Origin of the sequence: Halomonas sp. MCCC 1A11062, from assembly GCF_021404355.1 — a bacterium.
In the GTDB taxonomy this organism is placed as follows: domain Bacteria; phylum Pseudomonadota; class Gammaproteobacteria; order Pseudomonadales; family Halomonadaceae; genus Halomonas; species Halomonas aerodenitrificans.
In genome coordinates this window covers 1-21,995 of record NZ_JABFTW010000033.1, presented here as the reverse complement: position 1 = coordinate 21,995, position 21,995 = coordinate 1, and the positions used below count along the sequence as shown (strand labels likewise).

Annotated in this window: 15 protein-coding genes; 7 read left to right on the top strand and 8 right to left on the bottom strand. The window is 59.7% G+C overall.

What is annotated here, in order from left to right; all coding sequences use genetic code 11:
- The first annotated feature begins 83 nt into the window (after positions 1 to 83).
- The 3 genes from HOP58_RS21310 (at position 84) to HOP58_RS21300 (ending at position 4,683) form a co-directional block, all read left to right on the top strand.
- On the top strand, positions 84 to 2,348 hold the full coding sequence (locus HOP58_RS21310) for a LemA family protein (protein WP_234261597.1): 2,265 nt from the start codon (positions 84 to 86) through the stop codon (positions 2,346 to 2,348).
- The gene (locus HOP58_RS21305) at positions 2,345 to 2,593 is read left to right on the top strand and encodes a hypothetical protein (protein WP_234261596.1); all 249 of its coding nucleotides are present in this window, start codon (positions 2,345 to 2,347) and stop codon (positions 2,591 to 2,593) included. The genes HOP58_RS21310 and HOP58_RS21305 overlap by 4 nt, the downstream gene beginning before the upstream one ends.
- A gap of 572 nt (positions 2,594 to 3,165) precedes the next feature.
- The gene (locus HOP58_RS21300) at positions 3,166 to 4,683 is read left to right on the top strand and encodes an SEC-C metal-binding domain-containing protein (protein ID WP_234261595.1); all 1,518 of its coding nucleotides are present in this window, start codon (positions 3,166 to 3,168) and stop codon (positions 4,681 to 4,683) included.
- An 860-nt stretch (positions 4,684 to 5,543) separates the two neighbouring features.
- Here HOP58_RS21300 and HOP58_RS21295 read toward each other — a convergent pair.
- Positions 5,544 to 6,635: an XRE family transcriptional regulator gene (locus tag HOP58_RS21295; protein WP_234261594.1), complete on the bottom strand. Its 1,092-nt coding sequence runs from the start codon at positions 6,633 to 6,635 to the stop codon at positions 5,544 to 5,546.
- A 5-nt stretch (positions 6,636 to 6,640) separates the two neighbouring features.
- A complete protein-coding gene (locus HOP58_RS21290) occupies positions 6,641 to 7,267 on the bottom strand; it encodes a hypothetical protein (RefSeq protein WP_234261593.1) in 627 nt (208 codons plus the stop codon).
- 1,288 nt (positions 7,268 to 8,555) lie between these two features.
- On the opposite strand from HOP58_RS21290, the gene thpD reads away from it, so the two are divergent.
- Positions 8,556 to 9,548 (top strand): ectoine hydroxylase, encoded by a 993-nt coding sequence (gene thpD, locus HOP58_RS21285; protein ID WP_234261591.1) that lies wholly within the window; start codon positions 8,556 to 8,558, stop codon positions 9,546 to 9,548.
- Between the two features lie 110 nt (positions 9,549 to 9,658).
- Positions 9,659 to 10,324 (top strand): fumarylacetoacetate hydrolase family protein, encoded by a 666-nt coding sequence (locus HOP58_RS21280; RefSeq protein ID WP_234261590.1) that lies wholly within the window; start codon positions 9,659 to 9,661, stop codon positions 10,322 to 10,324.
- A 108-nt stretch (positions 10,325 to 10,432) separates the two neighbouring features.
- Here HOP58_RS21280 and speA read toward each other — a convergent pair whose 3' ends face one another.
- From speA to HOP58_RS21265, 3 genes are all read right to left on the bottom strand, one after another.
- Entirely contained in the window at positions 10,433 to 12,343 is a 1,911-nt protein-coding gene (speA, locus tag HOP58_RS21275) for a biosynthetic arginine decarboxylase (protein WP_234261589.1), read from the bottom strand.
- 8 nt (positions 12,344 to 12,351) lie between these two features.
- Positions 12,352 to 13,314: a homoserine kinase gene (locus HOP58_RS21270; RefSeq protein WP_010627442.1), complete on the bottom strand. Its 963-nt coding sequence runs from the start codon at positions 13,312 to 13,314 to the stop codon at positions 12,352 to 12,354.
- 109 nt (positions 13,315 to 13,423) lie between these two features.
- Positions 13,424 to 13,714, bottom strand: coding sequence for a DUF2782 domain-containing protein (locus HOP58_RS21265; RefSeq protein WP_010627443.1), 291 nt, complete (start codon positions 13,712 to 13,714; stop codon positions 13,424 to 13,426).
- 201 nt (positions 13,715 to 13,915) lie between these two features.
- On the opposite strand from HOP58_RS21265, the gene polA reads away from it, so the two are divergent.
- Positions 13,916 to 16,699 (top strand): DNA polymerase I, encoded by a 2,784-nt coding sequence (gene polA / locus HOP58_RS21260; RefSeq protein ID WP_234261588.1) that lies wholly within the window; start codon positions 13,916 to 13,918, stop codon positions 16,697 to 16,699.
- Positions 16,700 to 17,049: 350 nt separating this feature from the next.
- Here the strand turns inward: polA and HOP58_RS21255 are convergent, their stop codons facing one another.
- Entirely contained in the window at positions 17,050 to 18,078 is a 1,029-nt protein-coding gene (locus HOP58_RS21255) for a Fe(3+) ABC transporter substrate-binding protein (protein ID WP_026038000.1), read from the bottom strand.
- A gap of 245 nt (positions 18,079 to 18,323) precedes the next feature.
- On the opposite strand from HOP58_RS21255, the gene HOP58_RS21250 reads away from it, so the two are divergent.
- Positions 18,324 to 19,442, top strand: coding sequence for an ABC transporter ATP-binding protein (locus tag HOP58_RS21250; protein WP_026038001.1), 1,119 nt, complete (start codon positions 18,324 to 18,326; stop codon positions 19,440 to 19,442).
- Here HOP58_RS21250 and HOP58_RS21245 read toward each other — a convergent pair.
- Both HOP58_RS21245 and HOP58_RS21240 read right to left on the bottom strand, forming a co-directional pair.
- Positions 19,428 to 21,059, bottom strand: coding sequence for an iron ABC transporter permease (locus HOP58_RS21245; protein WP_234261616.1), 1,632 nt, complete (start codon positions 21,057 to 21,059; stop codon positions 19,428 to 19,430). The genes HOP58_RS21250 and HOP58_RS21245 overlap by 15 nt on opposite strands.
- Before the next feature lie 202 nt (positions 21,060 to 21,261).
- Positions 21,262 to 21,995, bottom strand: a 734-nt coding sequence (locus tag HOP58_RS21240) for a TRAP transporter large permease subunit (RefSeq protein ID WP_234261587.1), incomplete at its 5' end; no start/stop codon positions are given.

The following is a 21,995-nucleotide window of genomic DNA, read 5'->3' as shown; positions in this document are numbered from 1 at the left end:
TGGCAGCAATCATTGCCGCCGCTACCGAAGTTCGATGCTACCGCAGGGTTGCGGTGGTACCCACCGGGCTCTAGGGATGGCTCATGAAACTCCGGCTTTCGCGTTTGCCCGATGTGAGCACTCGTCGCAATCGATCCTTTGCTGCAGCTATCGGCGCGTTGCTGATCGGCTTGGCATGGTGGCTCTGTGGGGTCGGTCTCGATGGGCTCTCGGATGCACGCAAGCTCGAGCGTCTCAATACCACTCCTCTTATGCATATGTCCGGTGGCGTCTATCGCGTTGCAGGTAGCGTAGAGCCACTGCCGGGGTCGAACGTTGAGGCTCCTTACTCCGGCGACCGGGTGCTGTGGGTCGAGTACCGGGAAGAGCGCCAAGTCAGAGTCGGTGGCGTTCAGCAATGGCGCACGATAGAGGAGGGGACGAAGGGCGTCGACAAGATCGCACTACGTGACCAAAGCGGCACGGTCTTGTTGGACACTGCGGCAACCTTCTCTGCGGATGGGCATGTGCGCTCGGTCGATGCGGTTCAGTTGGCAGAATGGGACCTCCGCCTCACTTACCAATACCGCGAAGCCACCCGCCGTTACACCGAGCGAGCGCTGCTTGCGGCCCCCCAGGATCTTCAAGCCATCGGTGAGTTCGACCCTGACACGGGGATGCTGAGGCTGGCGCACACGCCCGCCATGCCCTCATACGTGTCAGTACGGAATATCGGCAGCATTGGGGGCGAATCGCTGGTCAAGGCTCTGGCCAAGCTGGGGGCTGCCGTACTGGCGCTTTCCATGGGAACCGGCCTTGTGCTGGTAGGAATGGGTATCCACCGCTTCTGGATCTTCATCTTGCTGATGTCCGGCGCCGTGATGGTTCAGCTGATGACGCTGGGAGGCCGGCACCTGGCTGGCGATTGGCAAGCGGCAATGATCATCGCTCATGAGCGAAATACGGCAGTTCAGGCTTTTGGAGATCGGCGTCTGCCCGAGCACCAGCAGGATGTCGCTAACCTGATGGCGCAGATGGCGTCCACCGCCAGCGGCGTTCTCGATCGCCGTCTCTATCGGCGAGCGGCAGGAGAGCTGGCAGCGATAGCCGGAGACTCCAACGGGAGGGGCGAAAGTAACCGCCTCGATAGCGTGCCGACTCTCATGACACTGGGGGTCTCTGTGCTCGCTTTTCTCGTCAGCTACTGGATGTTTCGCAGCGGGCTGGGCGCCATCCTGATCAAACGGCTTGTCGAGGCCTTGCCGTGGAACCGTTCAGGCCGGCTCAGTTATGGAATGACCAAGAAGCAAGGGACCATCGAGGCCGTGGCGGGAACGCTGGAGACACCTCTGAGTGAGCCGAATGTACTGGTCTATCGGGAGTTGGTCGAGGAACTGCGTGGCTACGGCAATAGTCGTCGGTGGGTAGTCATCAGCGATAGGCTTGAGACGCTTCCATTCCGGCTGAAGGGGGAAAGCGACGTCGGCGCGGGGGCATTGGTGAATCCGGAACAGGCCGATATCGACTTCCACCATCGTGCTCAACGACGTATCAGCCACTCACCGGAGAGGCAGGTGACCGCCTGGTGGATCGAGGAAGGCGCCAGGCTAACGGTCGTTGGCCATGCCGGTCTCAATCCGGAGGGCTCCGCCGAACTGGCGATCCGAGCCGAACCGGATGCCCCATTCCTGATCAGCGCTCGGCCGGATGGCGCCATGCTGCTGCGCATGGCGTCCAACGCCTTTGTCAGGATAGCCATCAGCTTCTCAACATTTCTCTTCGGTATGGCGGCACTGCTGGCGTTGAGGGGAAGTGTCACCCCTGATGGCCTGCTGACCCTGGTGGTGGGAGTGCCCTTGTTTTTGCTGCTGGTAACCGCAGCTCTTCACTACAATGACCTGATCTACCTGCGTAACGCCATCGTGGCCAGACGCCAGCACATCTTCACACAGCTGCAGAAGCGTGCCGACCTGATCCCGCCGCTGGAACGCATCGTCAAGCGGTACCTGGCTCATGAAAGGGAGTTGCTGGTGCTGTTGACCGAGCTGCGGCGGGCAGGCATGCCGGCGTGTGCTGATGATGGCCTGGAGCGGGTCCTGGGCCAGCAGCAAGCACTGCAACGGCGCATTATCTCAGGTGGCGAAGCGTATCCGGAGCTCATGTCCGAGCCGGTAGTCCGACAATTTCAGGACACCATGCGGGAGACCGAGGACTATTTGGCCTTCCTGCGCGATGCCCACCTCAAGTCATGTGAACTCTACAATACTCGCATTGCCACCTTTCCTGACCTCCTGCTGGCCCGACCGCTTGGTTTCCAGCCGGCGAGTCTGGCACTGAGCCCACATGGCCAGGAGGCATCCCGGTCATGAGCGGAAGCATGGGCTCCGCCAATCTCAAGAAGGAGAGGGCTGCTGGGAAAGCGGCAGCAACCACGACCGCCCATCGAGGCGGTTTTTTCGTTGCGCTTGAGGTCATGCAGGCCGAAGCGTTCTTCTGCGATGATTGTCTCGTCTTCAAGGGCGAGGCGTATGAAGCGCTGCCAAGTAGAATCGAAGCTGCTCTTGCGCAGGGCGTCGCCTCTGCGGGAAACAATGAGCGGGCGGCGCTCGGGTAGCATCGGCAGGCCGCGGCTGCCGATCTTGCCCAGCTGTTTGCAGGTTATCTCTCCGTCGACGGTCACCACCTGTACGTCGCCTCCCGCGGCGTGATCGATCGACGATGATCCGATCGCCGTCGTAGATGCCGGCATTGATCATGGAATCGCCTTTGGGCTGATAGATGCGTCATGGAGTGATGCGCAACGGGATCAGGCACGGTCGATGAGCGGCCGGGCCTTTCGAGTGCCCAAAAAGCTGACCAAACCATGCTCTATGAAACGAAATAAGCAACTTTAGGTGCTTGATTCTCTTGCTTTATTGGCGGAAGCGGCGGGGATCTAGTTCGAAGTATAACGCTGAAAATCAGAAAGTTATGTTAACGTATTGACAGCTTGTTGACTTCGCTGCCTAATAAAGCTTTGGTATAAGCTTTGCTCCAAGGCGCACAGAGTATTTTTATGGTAAGTTATACGCTGAGAGGGTAAGTATTGGGCGTTGTTATTTAATTTGAAATTACTAGATACATTTGGTTGTTGTTAAGCTGCATAACACTGGAGCTCTGTTTCAGGCGTGAAGCTAGAGATTCTTAATGTTATTATTTCTATTGAATGGTGCCTCTTTGCTTAAACCAACGTTAAAAAACAAGGGTGGAACTTTAAGGGAAAGATATCTTGCAAAGCTCGCGGGCGCTAGTTTTTTTGAGCTTTGGTCTTACGCAAATGTTTATACAGACGAAGGGAAAGCTAAATCTGGAAAGGGAGAGGAGCTATGCGATTTGCTAGTGGTGTTTGGTAATGATGTCATACTTTTTTCTGATAAGGATATAAAATTCAATAGCAATATTGAAACTTCTGTGGCGTGGAAGCGGTGGTTTAAAAGGGCGGTGGTGAAATCTTGCAAACAACTCTATGGGGCTGAGTCTTGGATCAAACGATACCCAGATAGAATTTATCTAGATGATAAGTGCAATGCGCCATTTCCTATTGATTTAAGCGGTGATTTAAATTTTAACCTAGTGGCGGTTACGTGTAATACTATACCTCATGCTGAGAGATATTTTGGCGGTAATAGCTCTTCCTCCTTTTTGCAAGTGTATGCGTTAGATGAAAAAATGTGTATGGAAAGGCCTTTTCATGTGGGGTGGCTGTATCCTAATAAAAAGTACATTCATATTTTAGATGAGAGCTCTTTAGACCTTCTTCTTGGTGAGTTGGATACAGCTTACGATTTCATTAATTACTTGAACGAAAAAAGCGATGCAATTATCAGTGGTCAGCTATCACTAGCTTCTGGTGAAGAGGAAGTGCTAGCACACTATTACAGGGAGCGTCAGGTTAACAAAACTTTGACAGGTAGTATAGGGGAGCTAGAGCATCTTTCTCTGGGTACATTGATACTGCAAGAAGGCTTGTGGCATGAGTATCAGGAAGAGACTCAAGGAAAGTTTGAGAGGTTCTTTAAAGAGAATAGCTTGTTTTGGGATTCTTTGATTGAAAGTTTTTCAAAAAACATTCTTGCGGGCAGGGTAGGTGTTGGGCAGGATCTTCCATTTAACTCTCATGAGAGGGCTGTGCGTTTTTTAGCTTCCGAGTGCAGAGTTTCCAGATGCTTTCTTGCTAGGGCTTTTCTAGAAAAGCTACAGGCAGTACCAGACAATCGTCGCAGTGCCAGAGTTATGAGGTCGCCTCAAAACGATAATTTGCTTTACGTATTTCTTTTTCTTCCTATGGATGAAGGGCAATCGTATGAAGATTACAGAGAGGAGCGCGGAGGCTATAATCATGCATATGCATTGGTTGCGAAATTTTTGCATCAAGATATAACCAATGTTGTTGTTTTATCCACAGATACCAAAGGTGTTCTTGGCCGATCTGAAGACGTCCTGGCGGCGGAATTTGATGGCCCTCTTAAAGGTGAAGAGTTAAAGCTGGCCAAAAAATTGCATGAAGAAGATTGTATTCTTAAACATGTTTTTGAGTACAAGGATAGGTCTGTGTCAGGTCTTGTGGGTAATAAACCCTATAGGAACATGGACAAAATATATGGTAGAAACGATAAGTGTCCTTGCGGTTCAGGATTAAAATATAAAAAATGTTGTGGTAAGTAGCTCGTGTCCGCATCACAGTAATAGCAATCGTTCATGAAATTCACCCTTGATAATCTGATATTCGCAAGGGGATAGAGTGTGCGTATAACATGCAGAATAAGTTGCTGTTTTAATCTGTTGGGTAGCAATAGTATGTATAAATAAATTATCCAGCAGTATGGTTTTGCTAAGAGAAATTGTATTTCTTTTAATCAGTAGGTCCCGGGCTCGACTCCTGGTGCCGGCACCATCCAAAACGGATGAATCGGAAACCAGCGATTTTCAGATACGAGAAACCGCCCATTGAGGTGGTTTTGCATGTCCGGCGTGCCGCTCTTTTGTTACGTGAGGATGCCGGCGAGTCATGCTAACGCAGGCGCTCGAGTAGGGATGGCGGACAGTCGCGATGGGCCATGCTCATTAGACAGGGCTCCCGCAAGGGCCAACACTTACAGCGCGAGATATATGGCGTCCAGCGGGGGCTGGAAGCGTATGTCGACCACAGCACGAAAGAACTCGATGATGACTGCCAATATGACGACACGGGCGATCTTGTCCTTAAGCTGATCGAAGGACTTGATGTCGAATTGTAATACCCCCTGGTTTCTGCACACCCTACGCCGCTAATGCCGGGTGTGCCCGGCCTCTGCCTAATGCTAGGTGTACGCTGGGTGTAGGTTTGGTCTCACATTCTGGTGCCTGTTTATATTTTTGTGAGCTAATTGAACTTTAAAATAGGAAAAAGTCGGGCAAGAATTAGGCTTGAGTCTACTGATCGTTAATGCGGGCTCGTAATATATTACGAGCTATCTTTAAAAGAACAGCCCCGCGGGAAGCGGGGCTGAGGCGTGCATTGAGAGCGGAAGTCATGGATAATGACTTCATGTTACAAGTCGTAGGTTTGGCTTGGGGCGAGTGTCAGGCAGTGAAAGCCCAGTTATTTCTTTAAAAAATTTCGGCCGAACAGACAGTGAGGCGGCGATATTGCTGACATCAATGCCTTTTTTTTCCAAAAGAACCTTCAAGGCATTCTCAATAACTTCCGGTGGTTCGTCAGCAATCAAGTAGTCATCCTTCTCGCCATTAGCCTCGCCATATTTCTTAAGAGTTATTACCCCTGTTTTGTATTGGGCGTCATTTATCAAGTCTAGCTGTCTTGCTCTGTACAGCATGGCAGCCTTGCTAACTTTCCAGGTTTGCTTAAATTCTCTCATTCCTTTCCAGTCCAACCTTTTTCCGTTTGGTCTTGGAAATAGTTTTATCATCATTGCTCGGGGCATAAGCAAGGCGCTAGCAAATCTATTTGCTTGGTTTTCTGTTACCCTGTCTCCAGTGACAATTCCTTCATGCATCACTAAGTGGCCAAGCTCATGGGCGATGTCAAATCGTTGTCGACAAATACTTTCTTTGGCTGTGTTTCTGACAATAAAAGGCCTTTCCACTGCTACTGAAAGTGCATCGACTTCTTTTGAAACACCATTGAAATTGGTGACAATGGCCCCTAGGTTTTCAGCTAGGCGGGTCATGTTGCCAATTGGGGAGGAGCCGAGCCCCCATTCTTTTCTGCAAATTTCGGCTGCACGTTCTATACTGTCATAACTTTTGATGTCAGTTATGGACGGTATGTTTACGTTGGGGAACTTTAGTTCTTTCTCTAAGAAGTTGATCAAATAATTGACCATTTCTCCACGGGCAATAGCTACTTGCTTTATAGTGGCTTTTGTGGTGAGTAACTTCCTGAAGTGAAACTGTTCTTCATTGAGGCGGTGTTCTTTTGGAAAAAAGAAATCCACCTCAACATCCAAGGCATCTGCAAGGCCAATCATAAGCTGCTCAGTGGGCTTGCTCTGATTGGTTTCTAGTTTATGTAAGTATTGCCGTGATTTTCCAACTCTCTCTGCAACTTCTTCAAGAGATAGCCCGCCAAATACGCGGGCCAGCCTCATAGATGCTCCATCGAAGACGAAATTCATCTCAGTCACTTTCTTTGAGTTTCATTAAGTCTTGGGGAATCGTGATCATCGGTCTTCTCTTCCCGCTGGTCACTTTCGCCACGAACCCCCACTTTGGCCGGTGGCAATTCCGCTGTAGGCGGAACTTCCGTATCCACAGAATGAAGAATGGGTCCGGTGGGGCTATAAGACCACTGGCAGACTTTCTCCTGATAGATATTAAGGCCGATAAAGAATGCGCGATCTTCATCTTCTTCAGTCATTGCGCGTTCAACGACAAATCTCCACATAACTGGGATGTCGTCGTCATCAGCAAAGAGATCATCAACTTGGTTTCTTCGAAAGAATCCTCGCTTCACAGGGGACTCAGGGTCATCCCTAAAAAACCGGCAAGGAACATTTCCAATTCTAAAAGTAACATCCATCCCAGGGCTAGCCAGCTCTAGCCAATCATGCTCTTCCTTTTTGCAAAGCTCGATAAGAGCATTTTTTGATCTACCAAAAATGGCACACTCTCGTGTGTAGGTGTCATCGTATGACGAGGTCATCTCTCTCGTCGTGTTGAAACGCACATCGAGCAGTAGCTCGGCAATGGTGGCCAAGCGGTCCTCGCTCAGCTCAGAGAAAAAATCCGAAGGATGCTTAGCTTTCATGCCCGATACCTGGCTGGATGGGGGATTTGTCAACCAAAGATATGGCGATATCCAGAATCTGTCAACCAACGACCTCATCAATCATCCCAGACCCTGGTCCGCTATGCTTCTGCAGGGAACGCTTAATAACCCCTCGCTGGGGCGCTAGGATCTATCGGCCCCTGCTGCGAGCGGGCTGACCTTGCTGACTATCATGCCGGCATCGAAAGCTACCAGTGGGTGCACTGCTCGCCTTGAGTGGCAATAACAGTCAGAGAGCGTGGAGGACATCGGCGAACATGGGCGGTACTAGGCCTTGGTTCTCATTGACGGGGCTCCTTGTACGGTACGTCGGTACTAACCATCAGACGCGCGGCATGGGGCATCGGTGCCCATCAGCATCAACAAGAACGCCTTCCTTGAGCTACCGCACGCTCTGCGCAGAGCTTCGTCCTCTATGCAAAGGTCAATGCCGAAGTACCCCCAAGACATCTTCCTGAGTTGCATAGATATGGATAGGTCCTTGTAGGCTACCTAGGGCTCAGGCGCGCCGATACCCTGAATGATAAGTGGCCAAGCCTTCGTGTGTCTGGGCTGGCGCCATGCGGCAGGTTGTCAACCCAGAAGGGCAGGTGGCTCTAGTATTGGCATCACCATTTAAAACCAATCAAGCCCCCTTCAAGAACTCCCTGAAACAGGAAAGTCTTGAAGGGGGCTTGGCGGAGAGTACTGGATTCGAACCAGTGAAGGGAATTCACCCTTGCCGGAGTATCAATCCGGTGCCTTAAACCACTCAGCCAACTCTGGAAATTAGCTTTTCCACAACTGACTGTGGACTTATCCTACAGGAGATCTAAGTTTACCACAAGTGCAATGTTTAAGTTGCCGTAATTTCTGCCTTTTTCCAGTCAGCTATGCGGAGTGTAAGCTGCAAGCCCTTATGGGTGGACATGTACTGATGGGCGGGGTGCAGCTAGATATGGACTGGTTTCGTCAAGACTCTACACATCCCGACTTGCCACACGACTGCGCTCAGGAGCATACGATAGTTGAACTACCTGAACCCTTATATGTTATCACTTATGGTAAAGCTGAGGGCGCGACACAATAAGCTACGATGTAGGAGGCGAGCCTAATCCAGCAGATACGAGAAACCGCCCATCGAGGCGGTTTTTTCGTTGCGCTTGAAAGCGCATCGCACCGCCACCACATCACTGCTGCAAGGTCCTGCCGGGACCACCCACCACGGCTGCACGCCGTTGCACGAGCTGGGACTGAACCTGATCACGGATACACAGGAGGTGATTGGATGACAGTGCACACTTCGTCCAACCGTAAGCTGAAACAGACCACCGACTACGCCGTCACCGATACCATGACGGCACCGCTTCGCAGCGAAGCGAATCGGGTGCAGGATGCCTATCCCACCCGACTGAACAAGCCGCTGGACACCCTCTGGATGGAGCGCCGCGAGGGCGTGGTGCGCGGCAGCGCCGACGAGGGGCCGCTGAGCCGGGCGCAGCTCGACGAGTTCGAACGCAAGGGCTTTCTTTTCGAGCCCAATTTCATCAGCGGGGAGGAGCTTGATGAGCTGCGCCGGGAGCTGGCGGACTTGATGAGCCGCGACGACTTCCGCGGCCGTGACTTCAGCATCACCGAGCCCGACAGCCAGGAGATCCGCTCGCTGTTCGCGGTGCATTTCCTGTCGCAGCGCTTCGCCAGCCTGGCCCACGACGAGCGCCTCGTCGGGCGGGTGCGTCAGATCCTCGGCGGCGAGGCCTACGTGCACCAGTCGCGCATCAACTACAAGCCGGGCTTCGAGGGCAAGGGCTTCAGCTGGCACTCCGACTTCGAGACCTGGCACGCCGAGGACGGCATGCCGGCGATGCATGCGGTGAGCGCTTCGATCGTGCTGACCGACAATCACGAGTTCAACGGCCCGCTGATGCTGATCCCGGGCTCGCACAAGGTGTTCGTACCGTGCCTGGGCGAGACCCCGGACGATCACCATCGGCAGTCGCTGAAGCGGCAGGAGTTCGGCGTGCCGGGTCGCGAGGCGCTGCGCGAGCTGGTCGCCCGTCACGGCATCGAGGCGCCCAAGGGGGCGGCCGGGGGCTTGCTGCTGTTCGACTGCAATACTCTGCACGGCTCCAACGCCAACATGTCGCCGGACCCGCGCAGTAACGTATTCTTCGTCTACAACCGGCGCGACAACGCCTGCGTCGAGCCCTTTGCCGCCCGCCGTCGTCGGCCGAGCTTCCTGGCTCATGGGCCGGACGAGCAGTGGGTTCCCCAGGACTGACGCCTATCGTTTCGATAGCGTCATCAGGGTGGAACGGAGCGCATGGTGCGGTAGACTGTGAGGCTTGTCGTTGAAAAGCGGCACGCATAACGAGAAGGAGAAGACCCGCCATGCGCTTTGTACCCCGTTTTACCGATGGCCAGGAGTTTCCCCATTCGCTGGGCAAGATCGTATGCATTGGCCGCAACTATGCCGATCACGCCAAGGAGCTGGACAACCCGATACCCACCGAGCCGCTGCTGTTCATCAAGCCGGCCACCAGTGCGGTAAGCCTCGACGAGCCCCTCGATCCGCCTTTCTCTCGTGGCGAAGTGCACTACGAGGCGGAGCTGGCACTGCTGATCGGCGAGACTCTGTCCCATGCCACCGCCGATGAGGCCGAGCGTGCCATCGTCGGCATCGGGCTGGCGCTGGACCTGACCCTGCGCGACGTGCAGACCCGCCTGAAGGAGAAGGGCCACCCCTGGGAGATTTCCAAGTCGTTCGACGGTGCCTGTCCGCTGTCCGCCTTCCTGCCGCTCAGCCGTGCGCCGAACTGGAATGCGCTGACCTTCGAGCTGGAGATCGACGGCGAGCTGCGCCAGCACGGCGAGGGTTCCGACATGCTGTTCCCGGTACCCACCCTGGTGGCAGAGATGAGCCGTCACTTCACCCTCGAGCCGGGCGACGTGATCATCACCGGTACCCCAGAGGGCGTCGGCGAGCTGCCGCGCGGCGCCAAGCTGCGCATGACCCTCACCGGGGGCCTTGAGGTGACGGCTCAGGTCGTCGAGTAAGGTCCCGCCCCGGCCGGTACGCAGGTTCCGAACGACGACGCCCCCGCGGCCTGGCCGCGGGGGCGTCGTGTCTTTTCGAGTCGAGCCCAGCGCTACTCAAGCCCAGCGTTACTCGAGATAGGTGTAGCCCTGCAGGCCGGCGGAGAGGTCGTCGAGGAAGTGCTCCTGCTCCTCTGCCGGCAGCCCGCTGTCGGCCAACTGGCCGGCCAGGCGGTCGCGCAGCACCTTGGCATCGAAGTTGACGTAGGCCAGCACGTCGGAGACGCGGTCGCCCTGCTGGGCGTGGCTCAGCACCCACTCGCCGTTGTCGTCCAGGGCAGCGTCGACGGAGTCGGTGTCGCCGAACAGGTTGTGCAGGTCGCCGAGGATCTCCTGGTAGGCACCGACCAGGAAGAAGCCCAGCAGGCGCTCCTCGTCGTCACGCCACTCGGGCAGTGGCAGGGTCGTCTCCACCCCCTGGCCGTCGACGTAGCCGTCGATGCGGCCGTCGCTGTCGCAGGTGATGTCCTGGATCACGCCGCGGCGGCTGGGCTCGCGGTTGAGCCCGGTCAGCGGCAGCACCGGGAAGATCTGATCGATCCCCCACACGTCGGGCACCGACTGGAACAGCGAGAAGTTGACGAACAGCTTGTCGGCGAGCTTCTCGGCCAGTTCGTCGATGATCTCGCGGTGGGCGCGGTTGCGGCTGTCGAGCCGCTCGCGCAGGCGCGCACAGGCAGCGAAGTAGACCCCTTCGGCCTCGGCGCGCACGGTGATGTCGGCCAGCCCCATGAGAAAGCGGTCATGCATCTCGCTCATGGCCTGCAGCAGGTCGTGCCATGCCTCCACCAGCTCGCGCGGCTCCACCGAGCCGTTGAGCAGGTCGTGCACGCGCCACAGCTCGTCGAGCTGAGGGTCGTCCTCGGCCAGGCGCTCCGGCGCCTCATCGTTGACCCGCTCCTCGCCGATCACGTTGGTGATCAGCACCGCGTGGTGGGCGGTGAGGGCACGGCCCGATTCGCTGATCAGATGCGGGTGGGGGATTTCCGCCTCGTTGCAGGCCTGGGCGAAGGCGCTGACCACATTACGCGCGTACTCGCGCATGGAGTAGTTGATCGAGCAGAAGCTGCGCGAACGGGTGCCTTCGTAGTCGATGCCCAGTCCGCCGCCGACGTCGACGGTGTCGATCGGTGCGCCCAGCGCCAGCAGGCTCTGGTAGAAGCGCGCACACTCGCGCAGGCCGACCTGAATGTCGCGGATGTTGGCGATCTGCGAGCCCAGGTGGAAGTGCACCAGCTGCAGGCTGCCGAGCGAGTCGGCTTCGCGCAGGCGTTCCACCACCGCCAGCATCTGGGCGGCGGTGAGACCGAACTTGGATTTCTCGCCGCCGGTGTCCTGCCACTTGCCCATGCCCACCGAGGCCAGGCGCGCGCGCAGGCCGATGCGCGGGGTGACGCCGAGGCGCTCGGCCTCCTCCAGGATCAGCGGCAGCTCGGAGAACTTCTCCACCACCAGGTAGACCCGATGGCCGAGTTTCTCGCCCATCAATGCCAGGCGGATGTACTCGCGGTCCTTGTAGCCGTTGCACACGATCAGCGAAGGGCCGTCGGCGGAAAGCGCCAGCACGGCGAGCAGTTCCGGCTTGCTGCCGGCCTCGAGGCCGACCCGGCCATGGCCGCGTTCGCGGGTGGCCAGTATCTCCTCGACCACGCGACGCTGCTGATTGACCTTGATCGGATAGACGGCGGTGTAGCCGCCTTGATACTCCTCCTCGCGCATGGCCAGGTCGAAGGCTTCACACAGCTGCTCGACGCGGTCGTGCAGGATGTCGCTGAAGCGGACCAGCACCGGCAGGCGCAGGTCGGCCTCGCGCAGCTGGTCCACCAGCGGTGCCAGCGGCAGGGCGGGGCCTTCGGCCTCGCTGCCGAGAGGGCGCACCAGGGCATGGCCGGCGTCGTCGACGTCGAAGTATCCGCTGCCCCACTGGTCGATGTTCCAGGTGCGGCGCGCGCGCTGGGCGGGACCGGAGGCTGCTCCCATGGATAGGCTCATGTATCGCTCGCTTCAGGCAGGGGCAGAGCGCCGTGGTTCAGGCGTGCCGTGAGAATGGTATGGAACTGCGCCGGGTCGTGGGGCGTCAGGTCGTGGGCCGGTGGGTCGACGTAGACCACCAGCAGACGTGACAGCCAGTAGCGCAGCGCGGTCATGCGCAGCATCGTCGGCCACACCTCGCGTTCGGCGGCGGTGAGGGGGCGGCGAGCCTGGTAGGCGCTGATGATGGCGTCGTGGCGGGCGCGGTCCAGGCGGCCATCGGGGCCGGAGGCCCAGTCGTTGATGACGATGGCCAGATCGAACAGCAGATCGCCCGTGCAGCCGTTGTAGAAATCGATGATACCGCCGAGGCGGTCGCCCTCGAACAGGGTATTGTCGCGGAACAGGTCGCCATGCAGCGCCCCGTGGGGCAGTTCGGGGGCATCGCCGAACACGCCCTGGTAGATCTCCACCTCGTCCTTCATCAGGGTCTGATCCTCGGGCGAGAGGTAGCCCAGCACCCTGTGGTGCATGGCCGTCAGCCAGTTCAGGTCGCGTGGGTTGGGACGATGGCCGGGAAAGTGCTGGGACACCGTGTGCATGCGCCCCAGCGCGTCGCCCAGGGCGCGGCACTGGGCCAGATTGGGTGACATCGGATGGCGGCCGGGCAGACGCGGAAACAGCAGCGAAGGCTTGCCGGCCAGGCTGTGCAGGGCGATGCCTTCGCGGTCGTGTACCGGGCCCGGCACCGGCAGGCGATGCTCGTCCAGGTAGTCGAGCAGCTCGACGAAGAACGGCAGCTCCTCATGCTCGCCCTGCTCGAACAGGGTCAGCACCAGCTCGTGGCGGTCGGTGGTGACGAAGAAGGTACTGTTCTCGGTACCGCCGGCGACCCCTGTCAGGGACACCAGCTCGCCGACATCGAAACGCCTGAGAAACTCTGCGACCTGTGCGTCGCTCAACGGGGTGAATACGGCCATGTGTCTCTCGCCCAGGTTGCCAAGCCGCCTATTGTAGCGTCTTGGCACTGTGATGCACGTCTGCTGGACAGGTTCCGACATTCACCCGGTGCAAGGGTCGGCTCGGCCGCTAGAAGCGACGCAGCACCCACTGCGGCACGGCGATGCGGTCGCCCTCCTGGCGCTCGAAGTTGCCGTCGCCGTCGTGGTCGACCAAAAAGTAGCTGGGGCCCCGGCTGGGGCGGATCTCGATGGCGTAGAGCTGGCCGTTCACCCGGTATTCGCGGATGGTCTGATCCGCTTCCTGGCGAATGGTGATGTCGGGTTCGACGTTGGCGGACTGGGCCAAGCTCGGCGTAGCCGCTGCCAGGCCGAGGCCGAGAGAAAGCAGTGCAACAGCCAGGAAACGAAGAGCGTTCATGTTGGCCTCCGAAAGACCGCTTGCGACAGTCGTTGCCACCGAATGGCTAACCCATCAACTGGCTAATCCATCGAATGGCTAACCATAGTGTATGACGTTGGACAGCGCGATCCCAACGATGGCGGCAAAAGCGGCGCGCAATGCGTATCATGGCTGATCAGAATCACATTTTCTTGCACAGACTCAACGGATGCCCGATTCATGGCCGACACGCCCATCGTTCTCGTCGACGGTTCGTCCTATCTCTACCGTGCCTTCCACGCCCTGCCGCCGCTGACCACCTCTACGGGTCAGCCCACCGGCGCCGTCAAGGGCGTGCTCAACATGCTCAAACGGTTGATCAAGGATTATCCGGACAGCCCCATGGCAGTGGTCTTCGATGCCAAGGGCAAGACCTTCCGCGATGAACTGTTCGAAGCGTACAAGGCCCAGCGTCCGCCGATGCCCGACGACCTGCGCAGCCAGGTGGAGCCGCTCTACGCCTGCGTGCGCGCCCTCGGCCTGCCGCTGCTGTGCGTCGAAGGCGTCGAGGCTGACGACGTCATCGGCACCCTGGCGCGGCTGGCCACCGAGGCCGGCCGCGACGCGGTGATCTCCACCGGCGACAAGGACATGGCGCAGTTAGTGAACTCGCACATCACCCTGGTCAACACCATGAAGGACGAGACCCTCGACGAGGCCGGGGTCGAGGCCAAGTTTGGCCTGCCGCCGGCGCTGATCATCGACTTCCTGGCGCTGATGGGCGACAAGGTCGACAACATCCCCGGGGTACCGGGGGTGGGCGAGAAGACCGCCCTGGGCCTGCTGCAGGGCATGGGCGGCGGGCTCGATGCCATCTACGCCGACCTGGAGAGGGTCAAGACCCTCGACATTCGCGGGGCCAAGACGTTGCCCAAGAAGCTCGAAGAGCACCGCGAGATGGCTTATCTCTCCTACCAGCTGGCTACCATCAAGACCGACTGCGAGCTACCGGTGGGCCTCGACGATCTCGACATCGCTCACCCCGACCGCGAGGCGCTCAAGCAGCTCTACACCGAGCTCGAGTTCAAGGCCTGGCTCTCCGAGCTGCTGTCGGGCAAGGACGAGGGCGTCGATGACGTCGAGCGTGGCGCTGGAGTCGCCGGTACCGCCGCGGCGGGCAACCTCGACCCGGAGGCGCCGTCGGCCAGCGTGACGGCGTGCAAGAACCACACGATCCTGACCCAGGCCGAACTCGACGAGTGGCTGAGCCGGCTCGGCGCCTGCGAGGCCTTCTGCTTCGATCTCGAGACCAACAGCCTCAACTACATGGACGCCGAGATCGTCGGCGTGGGGCTGGCACTGGAGCCCGGCGAGGCGGCTTACGTGCCGCTGGCCCACGACTACCTCGACGTGCCCGAGCAGCTCGACCGGGCCGCGGTGCTCGCCGCCCTCAAGCCGCTGCTGGAGGACCCCTGCCGCGGCAAGATCGGCCAGAACCTCAAATATGACATTTCGGTGCTGGCCAACTACGACATCCGGGTGCGCGGGCCGCTCACCGACACCATGCTCGAATCCTACGTGCTCAATTCCACCGCCACTCGTCACGACATGGATTCGCTGGCGCTGAAATACCTGGGCCAGAAGACGGTGAGCTTCGAGGAGATCGCCGGCAAGGGCGCCAAGCAGCTCACCTTCAACCAGATCGACCTGGAGCAGGCCGTGCCCTACGCCTGCGAGGACGTCGACGTGACCCTGCGCCTGCACTGTGAGCTGCGGCCGCGCATCGAGGCCGAGGGGCGCCTGGCCGAGGTGCTGGACACCATCGAGCGGCCGCTGATCCCGGTGCTGTCGCGCATCGAGCGTACCGGGGTGGCGATCGACGCCGCGCGTCTGCACGCCCAGAGCCAGGAGCTCGAAGCGCGCATCGGCGAACTCGAAACCCGTGCCTTCGAGCTGGCCGGGCGCGAGTTCAACCTCGGCTCGCCCAAGCAGCTCGGCGAGATCCTGTTCGAGGAGCAGAAGATCCCGGTGCTCAAGAAGACGCCCAAGGGCGCGCCATCCACCGCCGAGGCCGTGCTCGAGGAGCTGGCGCTTGATTACCCGCTGCCCAAGGTGATCATGGAGCATCGCGGCCTGGCCAAGCTCAAGTCGACCTACACCGACAAGCTGCCGCGGCTGGTCAACAAGCGCACCGGGCGGCTGCACACCAGCTACCATCAGGCGGTCGCCGCCACCGGCCGGCTCTCCTCGTCCGATCCCAACCTGCAGAACATTCCGATCCGCACCGAGGAGGGGCGCAAGATCCGTCAGGCCTTCATCGCCCGGCCCGGCTATCGCATCGTCGCCGCCGACTACTCGCAGATCGAGCTGCGCATCATGGCGCATCTATCAGAAGACCAGGGGCTGCTCACCGCCTTTGCCGAGGGGCGCGACATCCACACCGCCACTGCCGCCGAGGTATTCGGCGTGGCGCTGGAGAAGGTCTCGGGCGAGCAGCGCCGCAGCGCCAAGGCGATCAACTTCGGGCTGATCTACGGCATGAGCGCCTGGGGGCTCTCCAAGCAGCTGCACATCGAGCGCAGCCAGGCGCAGACTTACATCGACCGCTACTTCGACCGCTACCCCGGCGTGGCCCGCTACATGGAGCGTATCCGTGCCCAGGCCGCCGACGACGGCTTCGTCGAAACCGTGTTCGGGAGGCGGCTCTATCTGCCCGAGATCCGCGCCCAGAACCACGCCCGACGCCAGGCCGCCGAGCGTACCGCTATCAACGCGCCGATGCAGGGCACCGCGGCGGACATCATCAAGCGCGCCATGATCGAGGTCGACGGCTGGCTGCAGGAGAGCGCCTTCGACGCCTGCATGGTCATGCAGGTCCACGACGAACTGGTATTCGAGGTCGGCGAAGGGCAGGTCGACGAGTTCATCGGCGAGGTGAAGGCGCGCATGCAGGCCGCCGCCGAGCTCAGCGTGCCGCTGATCGTCGAAGCCGAGAGTGGAGTCAATTGGGACGAAGCCCACTAGGGAAACACTGCACAAATGCCTGCGCGAGCGAATCGCTGCGTTGCGCGGTGCCGAAGCGTCGGACCGTCGGACCGTCGGAATCCTCACCTATACCCCATAGGCTCCGGTTGACTCTAAGCCTTCGGCTTCTCGCCCCTTCGGGGCCAGCCTACGGCTGTTTGTCGCTTCGCTCGGTACTGTGCTCCGTGCGCCTTGCGACCCACAGGGATGTGGGAAGTGCGTTGGTTCGTCGGGAACGAACCTAGCCGCTTCATCTCGCTCGTCGATTTGTTCAGCGTTTCCGAGATACACAATCAAAAACGCCACCGCGGCTGCGGTGGCGTTTTCGTTTCGGGCTTGCTGGCTAAGGCTTAGCGCCAGCCGACGCGATCAAAGATCCGTACCGCTTCCGGGTTGTTCTCACCCAGCACGCTGATGTTCAGGTCGTCCTTGTTCAGCTCGCCCCAAGACTTCAGTGTCTCGTCCATGTTCACGCCATCAACGACCGGATACTCGTAGTTGCCAGCGGCGAAGAACTCCTGAGCGGTGTCGGAAGCCAGGAACTCGAGGAAGCGGATGGCGTTGTCGCGGTTCGGCGAGGTGGCGACGACGCCCGCGCCGCCGACGTTGACGTGAATACCGCGGTCGTCCTGATTGGGGAACAGGATACCCACGCTTTCGGCAACGTTGCGGTCGGTTTCGCTGTCGGAGTTGAGCAGGCGAACGTAGTAGTAGTGGTTGGCCACGGCCAGGTCGCACTCGCCGGCAGCGACGGCGCGGATCTGGTCGGTGTCACCGCCCTCGGGCTGGCGCGCCAGGTTGTTGACGATGCCCTGAGCCCAGGCCTCGGCCTCTTCGGCGCCATGGTGGTCGATCATGGCCGCCAGCAACGACTGGTTGTAGATGTTGTTGGAAGAGCGAATGCAGATTTCACCCTCCCAGCGCGGGTCGGTCAGATCCTCGTAGGAGGTGATCTCGCTGGGGTCGACGTTTTCCGGGTTGTAGAAGATTGCCCGCACGCGCTGGCTGAAGCCGAACCACATGCCTTCCGGGTGGCGCATGGAATCCGGCAGGCGCTCGGCGAGCACGTCGGACTCGATAGCCTGGAAGATGCCCTCCTGCTCGGCGCGCCATAGACGGCCAGCATCCACGGTGATCATCACGTCGGCGGGGCTGGCAATACCCTCACGCTGAATGCGCTCGATGAGCTCGTCGGAATTGCCTTCCAGCAGATTGACCTTGATACCGGTCTCGTCGGTGAAGGCCTGATAGAGCTGCTCATCGACGTCGTAATGGCGAGCCGAGTAGAGGTTGACCTCGTCGGCTGCTACGGTGGTGGCAAAGGCCGAGCCGGCCAGCAGGGCGGCAAGCGGAGCGACGGCACGGTTACGCTGGGACATGATGCGGACCTCAAAAGCCAGGTGGTTTTGAACGATAATACGTTGCATTCAGTTCATTTCCATTGAAACGCTTCGCGTATGCGTCGTCAACCCGTTTCGCCCATTGCTTGTTCACGATGTGCTGCAGTTCTGACCAGAGGCAAGGGGAGCGAAGAAATGAAGACGAATGAGAGTAAATTTCAAACGCGTTCGCTGGACATTTCGGGTACGATATGTCCTACAACTTCCTTGACCAAGTCGCACCTATGACTAGCCAATCGAAGCCCACTGCACTAGGGCACACCCCCTATCGCCAGCCCGCCGTGCTGAGCATGGAGGGCGTCCATCATACATTCGACGGTCTGGCCGCCGTGCGAGGCGTCGACCTCGACGTGATGCCCGGTGAGGTCGTCTGCCTGCTGGGGCCATCGGGCTGCGGCAAGACAACGCTGCTGCGTATCGCCGCAGGCCTCGAAGTGCTGCAGCAGGGGCGCGTGACGCTCAACGGCGGCGAGATAGCAGTGCCCAAGGGCAGGCATGTGCCGCCGGAGAAACGCAACGTCGGCCTGGCCTTCCAGGACTCGGCGCTGTTTCCCCATCTTACGGTGCTGGAGAACGTAACCTTCGGGCTCAAGGGTGAGCCGCCGCACCAGCGTCGTGAGCGTGCCCTGACCCTGCTCGAGCAACTGGGCATGGAGAGCTATGCCGACTCCTATCCACACATGCTCTCCGGCGGGCAGCAGCAGCGCGTGGCGCTGGCGCGTGCCCTGGCGCCTTCACCGCAGCTGATGCTGCTCGACGAGCCTTTCTCCAGCCTCGATGCGCGCCTGCGCGACCGCATCCGCGACGACACCTTGCACGTACTCAAGAAAGTCGGCGCAGCCACCCTGCTGGTGACCCACGATCCCGAGGAGGCCATGTTCATGGCCGACCGCATTGCGCTGATGCGCGATGGTCGCATCGTTCAGGTGGGGACGCCGCGGGAGCTCTACTGTGCGCCCTGCGACCCCTTCGTGGTGGCCTTCTTCGGTGAGGTGAACGAATTACAGGGCGAGGTGCACGGCGGTCGGGTGATGACGCCGGTGGGGCCAGTGGAGGCCGGCTGGCTGCCCGAGGGGAGCCAGGCGCAGGTGATGATTAGGCCCGAGGCGCTGCGCATCACCGAACACTTCGAACCGGCCCCGGAGCACCGCTACAGCCACGTGGTCATGTCCAAGCTGTTGGGGCGCAGCAGCTTGCTGCATATCTGTGCCCACGGCGAGGACGGCAGTGAAGCCCACCTGCATGCCCGGGTGCCCGGGGTATTTCTGCCCGCCGAAGGGCAGCGGGTGGATATTCACCTCGACCTGTCGCAGGTCTTCGTCTTTCCCTCAGCGCTTGCCTGACCCGGGGCGAGAGTGGCGCATGGCCATGCTCAGTAGCACCACTGGGATGATGCCGACGGCCACGATCGCCAGAGAGGCGGTCGAGGCCTCGGCTAGCCTCTCGTCAGAGGCCAGGCTGTAGGCCCTTACCGCCAGGGTATCGAAGTTGAAGGGGCGCAGGATGATGGTCGCCGGCAGCTCCTTCATGATGTCCACGAACACCAGGATGCCAGCCGCGAACAGACTGCCGCGCATGATCGGCGTATGCACGCGCTTGAGTGTGCCGGCCGGGGTTTGACCCAGGGTGCGTGCCGCGGCATCCATGCTTGGTGTCACCTTGCCCAGGCTCGCCTCCACGGTGTTGAACGAAACTGCCAGGAAGCGCACCACATAGGCGTAGACCAGGATAAATGCCGTGCCGCTGAAGATCAGGCCGACGATCATGCCGTAGTGGGCGTGCAGCCATGTGTTGATGCTCTTGTCGAGCCAGGCGAAGGGAATCAGGATGCCGACGGCAATCACCGAGCCCGGGATGGCATAGCCCATCGAGGCGATCCGCGTGGCGATACGCGTCAGCGGGCTGTCGTGTAGGCGCACGCCGTAGCTGAGTATCACCGCCAGTCCTACCGCGATCAACGAGGCGATCACCGCCAGCTTCAGGCTATTCCAGGCAAAGCCGAGGAAGCGTGTGCCCCAAAGGGCATCGCCGGACGTAATGGCCATCTGTGCCAGCAGACCGCTGGGAATGAGAAAGCCGATCAGCACCGGCAGGGCACAGGCGGCGAAGGCCGCTGCGGCACGCCAGCCGTGCAGCCGGTACTCCGGCAACTGCTGATAGCGGTTGGTGGTATGGAAATACTGGCGTTTGCCCCGCGACCATCGCTCCAGCAGGATCAGTAGGAACACGAACAGCAGCAGGCAGGCGGCCAGTTGGGCGGCGGCCACCTGTTCACCGAGGCCGAACCAGGTGCGGTAGATGCCGGTGGTGAAGGTGTCGACACCGAAGAACTGCACCGCGCCGAACTCGTTCAGGGTTTCCATCAACACCAGCGAGACGCCGCCGACGATGGCCGGACGCGCCAGCGGCACGGCCACGGTGGCGAACAGGTTCCACGGGCCGCGCCCCAGCGTGCGGCCGACGTCGAGTACGCACACCGACTGCTCGAGGAAGGCGGCCCGCGCCAGCAGGTAGACGTAGGGGTAGAGCACCAGTGTGATCAGCGTGGCGGCGCCGCCCAACGAGCGAATGTTAGGGAAGTAGTAGTCGCCGCGGCCCCACTCGAACACCTCGCGCAGCCAGCTCTGCAAGGGGCCGGCATACTGCAGGAAATCGGTATAGGCGTAGGCGATCACGTAGGTGGGCACGGCCAGCGGCAGCAGCAGCGCCCATTCGAAGATCCGCCGCCCCGGGAAGCGGCACATCACTACCAGCCAGGCGGTGCCGGTACCGATGATCATGGTGCCGAGGCCCACCGTGACGGTGAGGTAGAGGGTATTGCTCACGTAGCGCCCCAGCACCGTGCTGGCCAAATGCTGCCAGACCCCCTCGGTGGGCATGACGATGTGGGCCAGCACCACTATCACCGGCAGGGCGACGACGAAGGCAACGCTGAGGATCAGGAGTGTCCAGGGGCTCATGCGACGAGTGATCGAGGCAAGCCCGGTAGCGGTGGAACGGAACAAGCGGAACTCCTTGACTGGCTGGCTCGGTGTCGCGGTAATGCGAGGTGGTCACGATTGGAAATGATATCAGTTGTCGCATTTGCCTGCAGCTGACCGATATCAATGAAAAGCGCCCGCATCCGGGGATGCGGGCGCCAAGGTCAGGCAGGGTGGCGATTCAATAACCAAGCATGAGCGACGGCAGCCCCGTCACCAGCACCGGGAAGAAAGCCATCAGCACGCAGGCCAGCACGATCAGTGCACAGAAGGGCACCACCGCCCGGTACAGGTCGACGATCTCGACCCCCTTGGGCGCCACCCCTTTCAAGTAGAACAAGGCGTAGCCGAACGGCGGGGTGAGGAACGAGGTCTGCAGCACCACCGCCACCATCACCACGAACCACAGCACGTCCACGCCCATCTGGCTGACGATCGGCAGCATGATCGGAAAGCTCAGCAGCACGATGCCGGTCCAGTCGAGGAACATCCCCAGCAGGAACACCAGGAACAACATCAGGATCAGCGCCCCGGTGGTGCCGCCGGGCATCGCCAGCACCAGGTCGCTGATCACGGTCATGCCGCCGCCGCGGGAGAACACCCCGGTGAAGGCGGTGGCGCCGACCAGCACCAGCATCACCATGGTGGTGGTCTTGCTGGCATCGATCAGGGTGTGAAAGCAGGTCTTGAGCTTGCGGTCACCGAAGATCAGGAACAGCAGGAAGGCGATGGCCACGCCGATGGCCGAGGCCTCGGTGGCGGTGGCCACCCCGGTGAACAGCGCCCCCAGCACGCCCAGGATCAGCGCCATCGGCGGCAGCACGTACTTGGCCAGCATGATCAAAAGCTGCCCGGTCGAGGTCTCGGCGCGCTCCTCGGCGGGCACCGGCGGGCCGTAGGACGGCTTGAGGTAGC

Bases quoted from the DNA above. Each gene is read 5' to 3' on its own strand.
- HOP58_RS21310 (WP_234261597.1), top strand. From the start codon at position 84: ATGAAACTCCGGCTTTCGCGTTTGCCCGATGTGAGCACTCGTCGCAAT.
- HOP58_RS21305 (WP_234261596.1), top strand. From the start codon at position 2,345: ATGAGCGGAAGCATGGGCTCCGCCAATCTCAAGAAGGAGAGGGCTGCT.
- HOP58_RS21300 (WP_234261595.1), top strand. From the start codon at position 3,166: ATGTTATTATTTCTATTGAATGGTGCCTCTTTGCTTAAACCAACGTTA.
- HOP58_RS21295 (WP_234261594.1), bottom strand. From the start codon at position 6,635: ATGAATTTCGTCTTCGATGGAGCATCTATGAGGCTGGCCCGCGTATTT.
- HOP58_RS21290 (WP_234261593.1), bottom strand. From the start codon at position 7,267: ATGAAAGCTAAGCATCCTTCGGATTTTTTCTCTGAGCTGAGCGAGGAC.
- thpD (WP_234261591.1), top strand. From the start codon at position 8,556: ATGACAGTGCACACTTCGTCCAACCGTAAGCTGAAACAGACCACCGAC.
- HOP58_RS21280 (WP_234261590.1), top strand. From the start codon at position 9,659: ATGCGCTTTGTACCCCGTTTTACCGATGGCCAGGAGTTTCCCCATTCG.
- speA (WP_234261589.1), bottom strand. From the start codon at position 12,343: ATGGGAGCAGCCTCCGGTCCCGCCCAGCGCGCGCGCCGCACCTGGAAC.
- HOP58_RS21270 (WP_010627442.1), bottom strand. From the start codon at position 13,314: ATGGCCGTATTCACCCCGTTGAGCGACGCACAGGTCGCAGAGTTTCTC.
- HOP58_RS21265 (WP_010627443.1), bottom strand. From the start codon at position 13,714: ATGAACGCTCTTCGTTTCCTGGCTGTTGCACTGCTTTCTCTCGGCCTC.
- polA (WP_234261588.1), top strand. From the start codon at position 13,916: ATGGCCGACACGCCCATCGTTCTCGTCGACGGTTCGTCCTATCTCTAC.
- HOP58_RS21255 (WP_026038000.1), bottom strand. From the start codon at position 18,078: ATGTCCCAGCGTAACCGTGCCGTCGCTCCGCTTGCCGCCCTGCTGGCC.
- HOP58_RS21250 (WP_026038001.1), top strand. From the start codon at position 18,324: ATGACTAGCCAATCGAAGCCCACTGCACTAGGGCACACCCCCTATCGC.
- HOP58_RS21245 (WP_234261616.1), bottom strand. From the start codon at position 21,059: ATGAGCCCCTGGACACTCCTGATCCTCAGCGTTGCCTTCGTCGTCGCC.